The organism is Arthrobacter sp. BF1 (assembly GCF_056680215.1).
On sequence record NZ_CM155271.1, the window covers coordinates 98,574 to 112,439 of the forward strand.

Sequence of the window (13,866 nt, forward strand, 5' to 3'; positions counted from 1 at the left end):
ATCGTCGCAAGTGATGGTGCCGCCAAGTCGGCGAGCCCTTGCTGCTCCTGAACGAAGGATCATTATGAAGCGCACACGAGTTTCCGTCATTGGCCTCATCGCGGCTGCAGGACTGGCCCTGGCCGGATGCGGTTCCGCGTCTACGGGCCCAGCCAGCTCGGCACCTGCCGGTGGGACGGATACTTCTTTGAGTGACGTCAAGAGCGCGGGCGTGCTTAAAGTCGGCACGGAGGGAACCTACAAGCCCTTCTCGTTCCACGCCAACGGCAGCGGCGAACTGACCGGTTTCGACGTGGAGATCATCACGGCAGTGGCCGACAAGCTGGGCGTTAAGGCCACGTTCCAGGAGACCCAGTTTGATGCCATCTTTGCCGGCCTGGAAGCCAAGAGGTTCGACGTCGTTGCCAACCAGGTCTCGATCACGGACGAACGCAAGGCGAAATATGATTTCTCGACCCCGTACACGGTCAGCACCGGCGTCATTGTCACCAAAGCCGATAACAACAGCATCACTTCTTTCGACAGCCTTAAGGGCAAAACCACGGCGCAATCATTGACCAGCAACTGGTACAAGCTGGCCCAGCAGAGCGGCGCCAACGTCGAGGCAGTTGAGGGCTGGGCGCAGGCCATCGCGCTGCTCAAGCAGGGACGGGTGGATGCAACAATCAACGACAAACTGACCTACCTGGACCAGCAGAAGGTTTCACACGATGACAGCATCAAGATTGCCGCCGAAACCACCGACAAGTCATTGAGTGCCGTCGCGCTCCGGAAAGGCTCAACCAGCCTGACGGACGCTGTGGACAAGGCACTCACCGAACTGCAGTCCGACGGTACCCTGGCCAAGATTTCGCAGAAATACTTCGACGCGGACGTGACCAAGTAGCGACGATGCGCATCGTTCAAGAATGCCGCGCCGGGTCATGATCAACTGGGAACTCGTATGGGGGGCACTGGGACCGATCCTCATCGGTGCCGTTACCGGGACCATCCCTGTGGCACTGGTCTCATTCGCCTTTGGGCTGCTGCTGGCCCTGATCGTCGCATTGATGCGGTTAAGCCGTAACCGGGTCCTCTCCACGATCGCCCGGATCTACATTTCGGTGATCCGGGGCACGCCCCTCCTGGTGCAGTTGTTTGTCATCTTTTATGGGCTGCCCTCCATCGGGGTAACCATCAGCCCCTGGCCGAGCGCCATCATCGCCTTTTCCCTCAACGTGGGCGGCTACGCCGCGGAGGTCATCCGAGCAGCCATCCTGTCAGTACCCAAGGGCCAGTGGGAGGCCGGCCATACGATCGGGATGTCCCGCCGCCAGTCGCTGGTACGGATCATCCTGCCGCAGGCCGCGCGCGTCTCCGTCCCGCCCCTGTCCAACACCTTTATCAGCCTGGTCAAGGACACTTCGCTGGCTTCGCTGATCCTCGTGACTGAACTGTTCCGCCAGGCGCAGCAGGTAGCGGCCTTCAGCCAGGAATTCATGCTCCTGTATTTGGAAGCGGCCGTCATTTACTGGATCATCTGCCTGGTCCTCGCCGGCGGACAGTCCGCCCTTGAGAAGAGATTGGACCGCTATGTTGCCCACTGATTCCGGGTCCACGGAGAGCGCCCAGCTCCTGAGCGTCCGTGGACTCCGCAAGGCGTTCAGCGGGCATAAAGTTTTGAAATCCATTGACGTGAACGTAAGCAGGGGTGAAGTGGTCACCTTGATCGGACCGTCCGGTTCAGGCAAGACCACTGTGCTGCGTTGCCTGAACGGGCTTGAGGTTCCCGACGCCGGAGTGGTGGACTTCGCTGGCGAGCTGACCGTCGACTTTTCGGCCCCGGTGTCCAAGCAACAGTTGGCGGCGCTGAGAGACCGCAGCGCGATGGTGTTCCAGCACTACAACCTTTTCCCGCACAAGACCGCCCTGGAAAACGTCATTGAGGGCCCGGTGCAGGTGCAAAAGCGGTCCAAGGCCGAGGCCGTGAAGGAAGCCAGGGAATTGCTGGTCCGGGTGGGTCTTGAAGACAAGGAAAACAGCTATCCCTTCGAACTCTCCGGCGGCCAGCAGCAGCGCGTGGGGATTGTGCGTGCGCTGGCCCTGCGTCCGCAGCTCCTGCTTTTTGATGAGCCGACATCGGCGCTCGATCCGGAACTGGTCGGCGACGTCCTGACGGTCATCAAGGAACTGGCGGACGAGGGCTGGACCATGGTGGTGGTCACGCACGAGCTCGCGTTTGCCCGTGAGGTCGCCGATGAGGTCATCTTCATGGACGGCGGGGTGGTGGTGGAGCGCGGTCACCCAGACACGGTGCTCCGTAACCCTCGGGAGGAACGCACCCGTCAGTTCGTGGACCGGCTGTTGAACCCGTTCTGACCGCAACCGCCATTGCCCTGCCAGCCTCGCCGCTGGCGCGGGCACAATAATCGAGCCGCATAGACGCGACCGGTATCACCCAAGGCCAGCGCCTGGAGCGCCCGGCACCGCCGGCGCAGTCAGACCTCCATCACGCATTACCGCCACCGCGTCCGTCAGCGGGACGAACTCGGTGTCGTGCGTGACCATCACGGTGGCCACCTGGAACTCGTCCGTGACACGTCGGAGCAGTCCGACGATCGATGCGCTGCGCTCATGGTCGAGCGCAGCCGTCGGCTCATCCACCAGCAGCACCTTGGGGTCACCCATCAGCGCCCGCGCGATGTTCACCCGCTGCCGCTGCCCGCCGGACAGCTGGTGCGGCCGCTTGTCCGCAGACGGCCCCAGTCCCACGAGTTCCAGCAAATCAAGCGCCCGGGAGCGGGCGGCCCTCAGCGGCTTGCCGCGGAGATGGTGCCCAATCATCAACTGCTCGACGGCGGTGAGTGACGCCAGGAGGTTGGGCTGCTGGAAGATGATCCCCACCTTCTCGCGTCGCAGTGCGGTGAGTTCGGCGTCCCGGCGGCCCGTGGTCGAAACGCCGTCGATCACCACCTGCCCGCTCGTGGGGCGGACCAGGGTGGCCGCGACCGCGAGGAGGCTGGACTTGCCCGAACCGGACGGTCCCACCAGCGAGACCATCTGGCCGGCCGCCACCCACAGGCTGACGCTGTCCAAGGCTTTGATGGTTCCGCCTCCGTCCGGGTATTCGAGGGTGACGTTATCCAGCGAAAGGGGGAGGGCAGGAGGGCCCGCCGAAGCAGCGACGGATGCAGCAGACAGAGAGGAGATAGACATAAGGAAGAACCTTTCGGAGAAGAGGAGGGGTTTAGTTGCCGCCGAGGGCGATCAGCGGGTCCACCGTGGTGACCCGCCGGACCGCCAGCGCGGCGCCGGCCAGGCCGAGCGCAACGATTCCCAGCACGGGCAGCAGCGTGGTGGCGGGAGTGACGAGGAACGGTGCGGCCTGCGCTGCCGCGAATCCGCCGAGGATGCCGGCTGCCCCGCCGAGCCCTGCTCCGGCCAAAAGCACAATTGCGGCCTGGGTGATGGCGTCCCGCAGTACATATCCGCCGGACGCGCCCATGGCCTTGAGCACGGCGATATCCCGGGTGCGCTGGACGGTCCACACGGTCAGGAACGCCACGATCACCAGCGCGGAAATCCCGTACAGGAACGCCTGCATCAGCATCAAGGACCCGTTCTCGCTCTTGAACGAACCCAGCGCCTGGAACGAACCGGTGCGGCTGGTGCTCACGGTGCCCGCCATCGAGTTAGCCGCCACCTCGTCCACCGCCGCCCCGGCCTGGTAAGTGACCGCGATAACGGTGGCCACCGGCGGATTCCCCGCAACGCCGCCGCCCGCAGCGCCGCCACCCGCAGCGCTGCCAACCGGTGAAATATGCGCCACCTCAGCCCAGGTCGGCAGCGCCGTCCACACCACTCCGGTGTGCGAATACCACTGGTCATCCACGACGGCGGTGACGGTCAGGTCGGTGCCACCCACCGTGGCGGTGTCGCCGACGTCGAGCTCCAAATCCGCCGCAACGGTGGACCCGATCACGAGCGCCCCCGCCCGCACTGCCGCCGGCGCAAGTTGCCCGACAGCCGCGACGCCGAACACCGCCACATTGGTGGTGCCGCCGTCGCCCGCCTGGAGGCGCGACTGGCTGATGCCCAGGGCCTCGGCCCGGGCAACCCCGGGCACGTGCTGCCAGCTGTCCACCTGCGCGGCGGTCACCTCACTCTCGGTAAAGGACGCCGTCGGCTCATTGCTGCCCGGTGCGCCGAAAACGATGGTGTCGACCGGCCGGGACCCGGCCCCCAGCTTCCCGATCGCGGAGGTGGATTGATCGCCCAGGCCGGCGGTGAGCCCGGACAGCAGCACCAGCAGCAGCGTCACGAGGGCCACCACGCCGCCCATCAGGGCGAACCGGCCTTTGGCGAACCGGATGTCACGAATAGCGAGAAACACGTTGTACTTCCTTCAATGGGGGTGGATTTCGTTCTCAATCCACTCTCCCGCGCGCCGGCGCAGAGCACATCGGGCACGTGGTTGATCCCGGAGGGACGAAAGGTTGAGGCGCCGGTCAACCTTTTGATTGATCCGCCCGCGGACTCAGGCGCCTAAGCTGAGGGAATGCCTGCCGCGGACCCACAGACCACCCCCTCGGGGGCCGCCGTCCTGCGGTTCCTGCGCGTGACGCTGCACGTCGGGTTTGCCGTGCTGCTGCTCGTCGCCATCCTGCGGCTGCACCTCGCGGACGGACCGGCCGACGCCGGCACTCCCGCAGGTGGGCGCCGTTACCTTTGGTCCGCGCTCGCCGTCGCCCTGGCCGGGACCTACCTTGCCGGCACCCTGCTGGAAAAGCGGTATGCTTCCGGCCGCTCCACGTTCAATCCGCACCCCTACGCGCTGCTGTGGCTGGGCATGGTCACGGCACTTTGGGGCATCCTCCTCGCTGGCAGCGCGGAGTTTTCCTGGGTCGCCTTTCCGCTGTTTTTCCTGCACCTGCATGTGCTGCCCCGCCGCATCGCGCTTTTCACGATCGCTGTCATGACGGCGGCAGTGGTGGCCTCGCAGTGGGTGGCCAGCGGGCTGCCGTCGCCCAGTCTGCCCATGGTCCTGGGCCCGGTCCTGGGTGCGGGGTTCGCCGTCGTCACCGGCCTCGCCTACCGCGCGCTGTACCTTGAGGGGGAGGCGCAGCGGCTGGCCGCGGAAGAACTTCGGCGGACGCGGGCAGAGCTGGCCAGGACGCAGCACGAGGCCGGGGTCGCCGCCGAGCGTGAACGCCTGGCCCGCGAAATCCACGACACCCTGGCCCAGGGACTGTCCAGCATCGTTCTGGTGGCGCGCGCCGCGGAGAAGTCCCTGGCCGGCGGCGATCTGGCCACCGCCGCCGAACGGGTCGCGCTGGTCCAGCAGACGGCGTCCGAAAACCTGTCCGAGGCCCGCAGCTTTGTCCGCGGCCTCACCACGCCCCGGCTCCAGGAGTCGTCCCTGCCCGAAACCCTCAAAAGGCTCTGCGGCGAAACCGAAACACTGGCCACCGCCCGTGGCGACGCACTCCGCTGCCGGTTTGAGCTGGTGGGTGACCCCGCGGAACTGCAGCCGCAGTACAGCGTCACGCTGCTCCGGGCCGCCCAGGCCAGCCTTGCCAACGTCCGGCAGCACGCGAAGGCGCGCACCGCCGTCGTCACCCTGGCGTTCCTCGGGGATGAGGCCACCCTGGACGTGTACGACGACGGCACGGGCTTTGAGCCCGAAGCTTCAGGTCCCGGCGTGGCTGGCCGCGCGGACGGGAGCGGCTTCGGCCTGCGCTCGCTGGCCGCCCGGGTGGCGGAACTGAACGGTTCACTGGAAGTCGAATCGGCACCGGGGGAGGGCACCGTCGTCGCGGTCCGGCTGCCGCTCACGGGCGGGGCGCTCGCCGGGGAGGCGCCCGTTGAGGCGCTCGCCGGGGAGGCGCTGCCTGGCGACGTTGCCGGTCCGGCGGGGGAGCGGCGCTGATGGGGACGTTGCGCATCCTGCTGGTGGATGACCACCCTGTGGTCCGTGCCGGACTGCGCGCCATGCTTACCGGATTCGAGGACTTCAGTGTGGCCGCCGAGGCTGCCGACGGGGACGCCGCCCTGCGTGAACTCACCCGGCTCCGGGCCGTGGGGGAGCGCGTGGACGTGGTGCTGATGGACCTGCAAATGGGTGCCGGAATGGACGGGGTCACCGCCACGGCGGCAATCAGGAAACTGGATTCCGCGCCACCGGTCCTGATCCTCACCACGTACGACACCGAGGCGGACATCCTGGCCGCGGTGGAGGCAGGCGCCAGCGGCTACATGCTCAAGGACGCGCCACCGGAGCAGATCCGCCAAGCAGTGCTTTCTGCGGCGGCCGGCCAAACAGCTTTGGCCCCGAAGGTCGCGGCGTTGCTGATGTCGCGGATCAGCAGCCCGGAAACCGCCCTGACGCCGCGCGAGGTTCAGCTGCTGGAACTGCTGGCGACAGGCCTGGCGAACAGGGCCATCGCCCGGCACTTGTTCATTTCCGAGGCCACCGTCAAGACCCATTTGGTGCACATCTTCGGCAAACTCGGCGTCGACAACCGCACCTCGGCCATCGCCGTGGCCGCGCAGCGCCGTATCATTCGCGCGCCGGGGCAGTAGCGGGCTGACGAGGTGAGCCGGCCCCACCGGGCTTCAGGCGTTGTTGGCGTCCCGCAGTTCGGCCATGGCTTCCGCGACCAGCTGCGCCCGTTCCGCGCCCAGGATGTCCACGAAGTTGGAATGGACCAGTCCGGCCACGAAGCAGGCCAGTTTGTTGGCGGTTTCTGTGCCCTGCGTGCTGAGCTCAAGGTAGACAACCCGGCGGTCCTCGGCGCAGGGGCTGCGCTGGACCAGTGACCGTTTTGCCAGCCTGTTTGCGATCTTCGTGAAGCCGCCGTTGCTGAACGCGACTTCCCGGGCCAGTTTCGCCATGGGCATCCGCGCGCCGGGAGTGCGGACCAGCCGCAGGAGCGTCTCGGCCTCGGCCGGTTCCAGGGAGAACGCGGAAGAGACCTCTGCATGCACCTTCTTATTGGTGTGCTGGAATCCCTCGATGACCAGCCCCCACTGCGAGATCACATCGAGGTCCCCGGTGGTCGGGGTGTGCTTCTGCGTGGCCGGCATGGAATCCCTTTCCACGCCCATAATACGCTCCACGTAAATGTCCTTTTCGTAAGTCTTTCAAATGTCAGGACGGCCGATGGAGCCTTCCATTTAACAACGAAAACCGGTGCTTTCGGCGGGCGTTTGGCCCGCCGAAAGCACCGGCGCTCGGGTGTGCGTGAGTTACGCGTTGACAGATGCCTCGGCGCGGACGGCTTCGAGGGCCTTGGTCCACGGGATGAGCTGGTCGAGGACCGGCGTGAGCGACTCGGCCTGCAGTTCGGTGGGCTTGAAGACGGAGAAGTTCTCGAAGTCGGTGAACAGGGAGAACATGCCGGTCTTCTGCACGTGGGCCACCTGCAGCTCGGAGAGGATGCCGCGCAGGTGCTCAACGGCGCGGACGCCGAAGGCGGAGCCGTAGGAGACGATGCCGGCGGCCTTGTTCGCGAACTCGGCGTTCAGGTAGGACAGTGCGTTGGCCAGGGCCGGCGCTACGGAGTGGTTGTACTCCGGGGTGATGAAGACGTAGCCGTCGAACTCGGCGATCTTGGCTGCCCAGGCGAGGGTGTGGGCGTTCTGGTAGTTCTGGTAAGCGGCCGGGTAGGCCTCGTCCAGGATCGGCAGGTTGTAGTCAGCGATGTCGACGAGCTCGAACTCAGCGTCGGTGCGCAGCTGTGCCTGCGCAAGAACCCACTCGGCTACGCCGGCGTTGTTGCGGCCGGGACGGGTGCTGCCGGTGACGATGGCGATCTTAGTCATGAACTACTCCTCTGATGGATCACTGAGCGGAAGGGTTCTCCGCAACGCTTCAAGATTCAACTATATTCTGGATAACTATTTTTGTAAATACTATTTCCAGTGGCGTCGGTCGCCGGGGTGACCTCCGGGGGCGGCTGGGCAGGAAGAATTGTCCGACGGCGGTGCGATACTGAGGGTTGCATCACGACGACGTTGGGGGAACTTCGGAAAATGGTCCTTGATACAGCAACACTCAGGATCGCCTTTGGCGTGATGGCCCTGGTGTTGGGACTGCTGTTCTACTTTTCGTCGTACCGCACCACCCGGTCCCCGTACAGCGGCTGGTGGTGCCTCGCACTTGTATTTTTCCTCGGCGGATCCGCCGCCTTCCTGCTCAATGGCACAGGCCACCAGTGGTGGGCCAACACCCTGGGCAACGTCCTGCTGGTCCATGGCGGTGTTGCAGTCTGGGCAGGTGCGCGGTCGCTACGTGAGGTGCCGCCGAAACGCTGGGTGTTCACCGGGGTGCCGGTGGTCACGCTGGTAGCCACCGCCGTAGACCATCCCGGCACCAACGTCTGGGCCGGCGGCGCGGTTTTCCTCGGCGCAATGTGCCTGACGCTGGCGCTGGCATCGCAGGAACTCTGGCGGCTTGAACCGGGCTACTCGCGGGTCCGCGTGCCGATGGCTGCCGCGGCCGTGGCGATGTCCGTCTTCTATTTCGGCCGGCTGGTGTTCTTCCTTGGAGACGGCCAGGACGGCCTCATTTTCACGACCTACTTCGGGTCCGCGGTGACCACCATGGTCACCATGGTGCTGCTGGTGGTGGTGTCCTTCAGCATGGCCGGCCTGAGCACGGAGCAGCAGACCCGCGCCCTGCGGATGGTGGCCACCCGCGATGACCTCACCGGGCTGCTCAACCGCAAAGCATTCCTGGACCTTGCCGCGGGGCTGCTGAAGGACCGCGCCGTCACGCAGGGAACGGGTGCCCTGATCCTCGCGGACCTGGACAATTTCAAGGCCGTCAACGACACCCATGGTCACGCCGCCGGCGACGTCGCCCTGCAGGCCTTCGCCGGGGCCTGCCAGGATACCGTCCGGTCAACGGACCTCGTGGGCAGGTATGGCGGGGAAGAGTTCGTCCTCCTGATTCCGGGCGGGTCGGCCGTCCGCGCCGAGCACATAGCGGAGGAAATCAGCCGCCGCCTGGCCCAGGTCCCCACTGCCGAAGGGCTCGAGATGCCCACCGTCAGCTACGGGGTTGCACTGTACGACGCCGGGACCGCCGACGTGGAGGACCTTATCGCCGCCGCGGATGAGGCCCTCTATACCGCCAAGTCCCTCGGCCGTAACCGCACCGTCCACAGTGACCGCCGCCGCTGAGCCGGCCCGAGCTCTTATACTCGGGTCAGGCGCGAGGATAAGGACACATTGACGTGGGCGAACGCATTGGAATCATCGGCGGGGGCATTGTGGGCATCGCCCTGGCCCGGGCCCTGCTGCAGCGCGGACTCGGAGAGGTCACGGTCTTCGAAAAGGAGCACCGGCTGGCCGCACACCAGACCGGCCACAATTCAGGTGTTGTGCACGCCGGCCTGTACTACGCGGCGGGATCGCTGAAGGCCAGGCTGTGCGTTTCCGGGCGCGCAGCACTCAGGGATTATTGCCTGGAGAAGAACCTTCCTTACCGGGAAGTCGGCAAGTTGGTGGTAGCCGTGGATGAATCGGAGCTGCCGGCGTTGGCCGAAATCGAGAAGCGGTCCAGGGCCAACGGTGTGCCTGACTTGGACCGCATCGACGATACTGCACGGCTGCGGGACATCGAACCGCACGCGGCGGGGGTTGCGGCGGTCCACTCGCCGCACACCGCCGTCGTAGATTTTGCGGCGATTACCGAAGCGATGGCGCAGGACGTGAGGGCGGCCGGCGGTGCCATCCTGCTCGGGCAGGAGGTGGTGGGGATAGCTGTGGACGGCGGAAAAGTGCGCGTCCGGACTGCTGTGTCCGAGCACGTCTTCGACCGGCTCATAGCCTGCGCCGGTTTGCAGTCCGACGTCGTTGCACGCCTGCTGGGTGCCGATCCGGCACCGAAAATCCTGCCCTTCCGGGGCGAGTACTGGGCACTGAACCCGAAGCGGAACAGCCTGGTGAACGGGATGATCTATCCGGTTCCGGACCCGCGTTTCCCCTTCCTCGGCGTGCACTTCACCCGCGGTGTCTACGACGACGTCCACGTGGGGCCAAACGCTGTTCCCGCGCTGGCGCGCGAGGGCTATGGCTGGTTGTCGGTCTCGGCAAAGGACACCTGGGAGTCACTGCGGTGGCCAGGGGCTGGCGCGTTGGCCAAAAAGCACTGGCGGATGGGCGTGGACGAAATCAGCGGCTCGCTGGTCAAGGCCATCTACTTCCGCAAAGCCCGGCGCTTCATCCCTGAGCTGAAGATGTCCGACCTTACGGCCAAGACGGCAACAGGTGTGCGGGCGCAGGCGTGGGGCCGGGACGGTTCGCTGCTGGACGACTTCGCGGTGGAACAGGTGGGCCCGGTGACGCTGCTGCGGAACGCGCCTTCGCCGGCGGCCACATCCTGCATGGCCATCGCCGACCATCTCGTGGAGAACTACCTGCAGGTGCGTGCCTGAGCCGCGTCAGTTCAGCTTCCCCGCCAGCCGTTCGCGCATCTGGATGCTGGCGGAGTTCAGTCCGATCAGCTCCACCTCGCGGCCATGGCGGCGGTACTTTTCCGTGACGGCATCCAGCACAGCGATGGTCGACGCGTCCCAGAGGTGCGAGGCGTGCAGGTCCACCACCACCCGGGCGATGTCCTCCTCAGCATCCAGGGCGTATTCGAACTGGGTGTAGAGGTCGTTGGAGGAGGCGAAGAACAGCTCCCCGTCCACGGTGTAGGTGGCCACGTATTCGCCGTCAAGTTCGACGACGGTCCGCTCCACCGTGGCGAAATGCGCCACCCGCCGGGCGAACAGGGCCATGGCCGCCAGCACGCCGGCGCCGACGCCGATGGCCAGGTTGTGCGTCACGGAAACCACAGCGACGGTGATCAGCATGACGGCGGTCTCCGACTTGGGCATCCGGCGCAGCGTCCGCGGTGCGATGGAGTGCCAGTCGAAGGTGATGGCCGAAACGAAGATCATCACGGCCACCAAAGCGGCCATGGGGATCATGCCCACCACGTCGCCGAGCGTCACCACGAGGACCAGCAGGAAGACACCTGCCAGGAAGGTGGATACGCGGCTTCGCGCGCCGGAGCCCTTGACGTTGATCATGGTCTGGCCGATCACGGCGCAGCCGCCCATGCCGCCGAAGAAGCCGGTGACGATGTTCGCCACGCCCTGGCCCCAAGACTCCCGGGTCTTGTTGGAGCGGGTGTCGGTGATGTCGTCCACCAGCTTGGCGGTCATCAGCGATTCCAGCAGCCCCACCAGCGCCATCGAGAGCGAGAATGGCGCGATCACCTGAAACGTCTCCCACGTCAGGGGAACGTTGGGGATGAACAGCGACGGCAGGCTCTCCGGCAGCTGGCCCTTGTCCTGGACGGCGGGGACGTCCACCCCGGCGAGGACGGCAAACAGGGTGAGCACCACGATGGCCACCAAAGGCGAGGGCACCGCCGTCGTAATTCTGGGCAGTCCCACCACAATGACCAAGCCCACCGCCACGAGCGGGTACACCATCCACGGGACGCCGATCAGTTCGGGGAGCTGGGCCATGAACACCAGGAGGGCCAGCGCGTTCACGAAGCCCACCATGACCGAGCGCGGGATGAAGCGCATCAGCCGGGTTACGCCCAGGACGGCGAGCAGGATCTGGAAGACGCCCGCCAGGATCACGGCCGCGATGAGGTGGTCCAGGCCGTGGCTACGCATCAGCGGTGCGATCACCAGGGCCACGGCACCGGTGGCGGCGGAGATCATGGCCGGCCGGCCGCCGACAAACGAGATGGTGACGGCCATGATGAAGGACGCGAACAGGCCGATCCGCGGGTCCACGCCGGCGATCACCGAAAACGCGATCGCCTCCGGAATCAGCGCCAGCGCCACCACCAGGCCGGCGAGTGCCTCGGTCTTCAGCCGCCGCGGCGAGCGTAATGTGGCGCGGACCGATTGGAGCTGCTGAGGCGTGCTGGTCCGGGCGTCCGGGACGCTTCGTACGGCCATTGCGGGGGTCCAATCGTGCTTGTGAAGCGCACTTTGGCCGCTTCTGCCTTCGGGGAATGACGGGGCGCGCGCAGCTCCGCCAGGAAATGGGAGGGCGCGTCCGCCCCTACCAGTCTGGGGCACGCCGCATCCCAACTGCTAAAATGGCGTGGTTGTAGACCGGCCTATAGCTGGTCCGGCCAGCGCCGTAACGTAAGTAGGGGACCCACAGGACATGACGGCAGGCGGTTCGCACCTCAGCACTTCGGAGACTTTCCCGGGCCCGTCGAAAAAGACACCGGCCGGGACCGGGCTTCCGAAGTCCGCTGCGCCCGCCGCCGCGCCGCCGGCCAAACGCCGCGCCTACATCGCCATCTGGCAGGGGTTCCTCGGCGCCCTGATGATGTTCGTGGGCTCCATCGGCACCGGCTGGATCGCCAACGGCTCACCCATGATCCGCCAGCCGGTGGTCATCGCGCTGCGGACCGAGGGTTGGGGCGTCACCCTTTCCACGGTCCTCCTTACAGTGGGGGCCATGCTGCTGATGCGCTCCTGGCTGCGGCTCGGCCAGCGCCTGGGGGACTGGGGCGAGCATTCCCTGCGGTCGGTGGTGATCGCCATCTCCGCGTGGTCCTTCCCCCTCCTGCTCGCCGTCCCCATCTTTTCCCGCGACGTTTACGCCTACACGGGGCAGGGGCGGCTGGTCATGGAGGGCCAGAACCCTTACGAGGTGGGCATTTCCACACTCAGTAACTGGTTCTCCCTTGGTGCGGACCCCGCCTGGGCCGAGAACAGAACACCTTACGGGCCGTATTTCCTGTGGCTGGCCCGCGGCGTGGTGGGGCTGACCGGGGCCCAGCCCGACGCTTCTGTCTTTTTGTTCCGGCTTCTCGCCGGCGTCGGCGTGGTCCTCTGCGTCATCTACGTGCCTAAACTCGCGGAACTGCATGGCATCAACGGCGCCCGGGCACTGTGGATCGCGGTGGCCAACCCCCTCTTCCTGATCAGCTTCGTAGCCAGCGCCCACAACGACGCACTCATGGTGGGCCTCGCCGTCGCCGGTGTTTATTTCGCTGCGACGAAGCATTACCTCACCGGCATATTACTGGTCACGGCGTCCATCGGGATCAAGCCGATCACGGTCCTGCTGCTCCCTTTCATCGGGGTCATGTGGGCCGGGCCTGCCGCGTCGTGGACGCGGAAGTTCCTGATGTGGGGTGCGACGGCGGGCATCAGTTTTGGGGTGCTGGCGCTCAGCGGGATCCCGTACAACCTGGGCCTGGGCTGGGTTTGGGCGATCATGGACCCGACGCCGGGGTACACCGGCTACTCGCCGTCGGGGTTCCTGGGGCAGCAGGTGGAGTTCCTCGGCAACGTGCTGGGGCTGCCCGGCGGCACGTTCGCGGACCTGCTGCGGACGGGCATGAAGTGGACGGCGATCGGCCTGGTCCTGCTGCTGATGTTCCGCGGCGACTACTCGCGGGCGGTGCGCCGGCTGGCCCTGGCGTTCACCGCCGTCGTGATGCTTTCGCCCATCATCCAGCCTTGGTACATCCTCTGGTTCCTGCCGTTCCTGGCGGTGACGGGCATCCGGAACGACTGGCAGATCCGGTGCCTGTACGTGGGCGTGACGTTCTTTGTGGTGTTCGGCGCGCAGGACCAGCTCTCGGTCTGGTCCTTCGTGGAGCTGCCGATCAATGCGTCCTCGCTGGCGTTCGTGACGGCGCTGCTGTTTACGTTCTACCTGTTGGTTTTGGACATCCACACGCGGAAGCTGCTGATCGAGGGCAAGCCCCTGGACTGGGCCCGGCGATCATGGGGCTGGCTGCAGGAACAGCGGGCGGCGAGGCGCTGACCTGCGGGGTTAGGTTGCCGGGCTTCGCCCCACTGGTTGCAGCCCTCGCTACATGTCGGCACCGAAGCGCTATTTGTC

13 protein-coding genes are annotated in these 13,866 nt (G+C 66.0%); 8 read left to right on the top strand and 5 right to left on the bottom strand.

From position 1 onward, the window contains the following. Positions 1–64: 64 nt before the first annotated feature. From AC1MCD_RS00480 to AC1MCD_RS00490, 3 genes are read left to right on the top strand one after another with little or no spacing between them, the layout of a single operon-like run. Positions 65–886, top strand: coding sequence for an amino acid ABC transporter substrate-binding protein (locus tag AC1MCD_RS00480; RefSeq protein WP_498674841.1), 822 nt, complete (start codon positions 65–67; stop codon positions 884–886). A 40-nt stretch (positions 887–926) separates the two neighbouring features. Continuing rightward, complete coding sequence (locus tag AC1MCD_RS00485) at positions 927–1,586, top strand: amino acid ABC transporter permease (protein WP_498678444.1); 660 nt, start codon at positions 927–929, stop codon at positions 1,584–1,586. Next, the gene (locus AC1MCD_RS00490; RefSeq protein WP_498674843.1) at positions 1,573–2,358 is read left to right on the top strand and encodes an amino acid ABC transporter ATP-binding protein; all 786 of its coding nucleotides are present in this window, start codon (positions 1,573–1,575) and stop codon (positions 2,356–2,358) included. The genes AC1MCD_RS00485 and AC1MCD_RS00490 overlap by 14 nt, the downstream gene beginning before the upstream one ends. A gap of 75 nt (positions 2,359–2,433) precedes the next feature. Here the strand turns inward: AC1MCD_RS00490 and AC1MCD_RS00495 are convergent, their stop codons facing one another. Then, complete coding sequence (locus AC1MCD_RS00495) at positions 2,434–3,195, bottom strand: ABC transporter ATP-binding protein (RefSeq protein ID WP_498674846.1); 762 nt, start codon at positions 3,193–3,195, stop codon at positions 2,434–2,436. A 31-nt stretch (positions 3,196–3,226) separates the two neighbouring features. After that, complete coding sequence (locus AC1MCD_RS00500) at positions 3,227–4,372, bottom strand: ABC transporter permease (RefSeq protein ID WP_498674848.1); 1,146 nt, start codon at positions 4,370–4,372, stop codon at positions 3,227–3,229. Between the two features lie 165 nt (positions 4,373–4,537). Here AC1MCD_RS00500 and AC1MCD_RS00505 point away from each other — a divergent pair, with 165 nt between their 5' ends. Further along, positions 4,538–5,908: a sensor histidine kinase gene (locus tag AC1MCD_RS00505; RefSeq protein WP_498674850.1), complete on the top strand. Its 1,371-nt coding sequence runs from the start codon at positions 4,538–4,540 to the stop codon at positions 5,906–5,908. Beyond that, on the top strand, positions 5,908–6,561 hold the full coding sequence (locus AC1MCD_RS00510) for a response regulator (RefSeq protein WP_498674852.1): 654 nt from the start codon (positions 5,908–5,910) through the stop codon (positions 6,559–6,561). Before AC1MCD_RS00505 ends, AC1MCD_RS00510 begins: the two co-directional genes overlap by 1 nt. 33 nt (positions 6,562–6,594) lie before the next feature. On the opposite strand, the gene AC1MCD_RS00515 is transcribed toward AC1MCD_RS00510, so the two are convergent. Together AC1MCD_RS00515 and AC1MCD_RS00520 are read right to left on the bottom strand one after the other, a co-directional pair. Then, positions 6,595–7,098: a MarR family winged helix-turn-helix transcriptional regulator gene (locus AC1MCD_RS00515; protein ID WP_498674854.1), complete on the bottom strand. Its 504-nt coding sequence runs from the start codon at positions 7,096–7,098 to the stop codon at positions 6,595–6,597. Between the two features lie 129 nt (positions 7,099–7,227). Beyond that, entirely contained in the window at positions 7,228–7,803 is a 576-nt protein-coding gene (locus AC1MCD_RS00520; protein ID WP_498674856.1) for an NADPH-dependent FMN reductase, read from the bottom strand. A gap of 210 nt (positions 7,804–8,013) precedes the next feature. Between AC1MCD_RS00520 and AC1MCD_RS00525 the strand changes: the two genes are divergently transcribed. Both AC1MCD_RS00525 and lhgO read left to right on the top strand, forming a co-directional pair. Further along, positions 8,014–9,165 (top strand): GGDEF domain-containing protein, encoded by a 1,152-nt coding sequence (locus AC1MCD_RS00525; RefSeq protein ID WP_498674858.1) that lies wholly within the window; start codon positions 8,014–8,016, stop codon positions 9,163–9,165. A gap of 53 nt (positions 9,166–9,218) precedes the next feature. Further along, positions 9,219–10,421, top strand: a complete 1,203-nt coding sequence (lhgO, locus tag AC1MCD_RS00530) for an L-2-hydroxyglutarate oxidase (RefSeq protein ID WP_498674859.1) — start codon at positions 9,219–9,221, stop codon at positions 10,419–10,421. A 6-nt stretch (positions 10,422–10,427) separates the two neighbouring features. On the opposite strand, the gene AC1MCD_RS00535 is transcribed toward lhgO, so the two are convergent. After that, on the bottom strand, positions 10,428–11,954 hold the full coding sequence (locus tag AC1MCD_RS00535; RefSeq protein WP_498674861.1) for a SulP family inorganic anion transporter: 1,527 nt from the start codon (positions 11,952–11,954) through the stop codon (positions 10,428–10,430). A 214-nt stretch (positions 11,955–12,168) separates the two neighbouring features. On the opposite strand from AC1MCD_RS00535, the gene mptB reads away from it, so the two are divergent. Next, complete coding sequence (gene mptB / locus AC1MCD_RS00540; protein WP_498674862.1) at positions 12,169–13,788, top strand: polyprenol phosphomannose-dependent alpha 1,6 mannosyltransferase MptB; 1,620 nt, start codon at positions 12,169–12,171, stop codon at positions 13,786–13,788. The last annotated feature ends 78 nt before the right edge of the window (positions 13,789–13,866 follow it).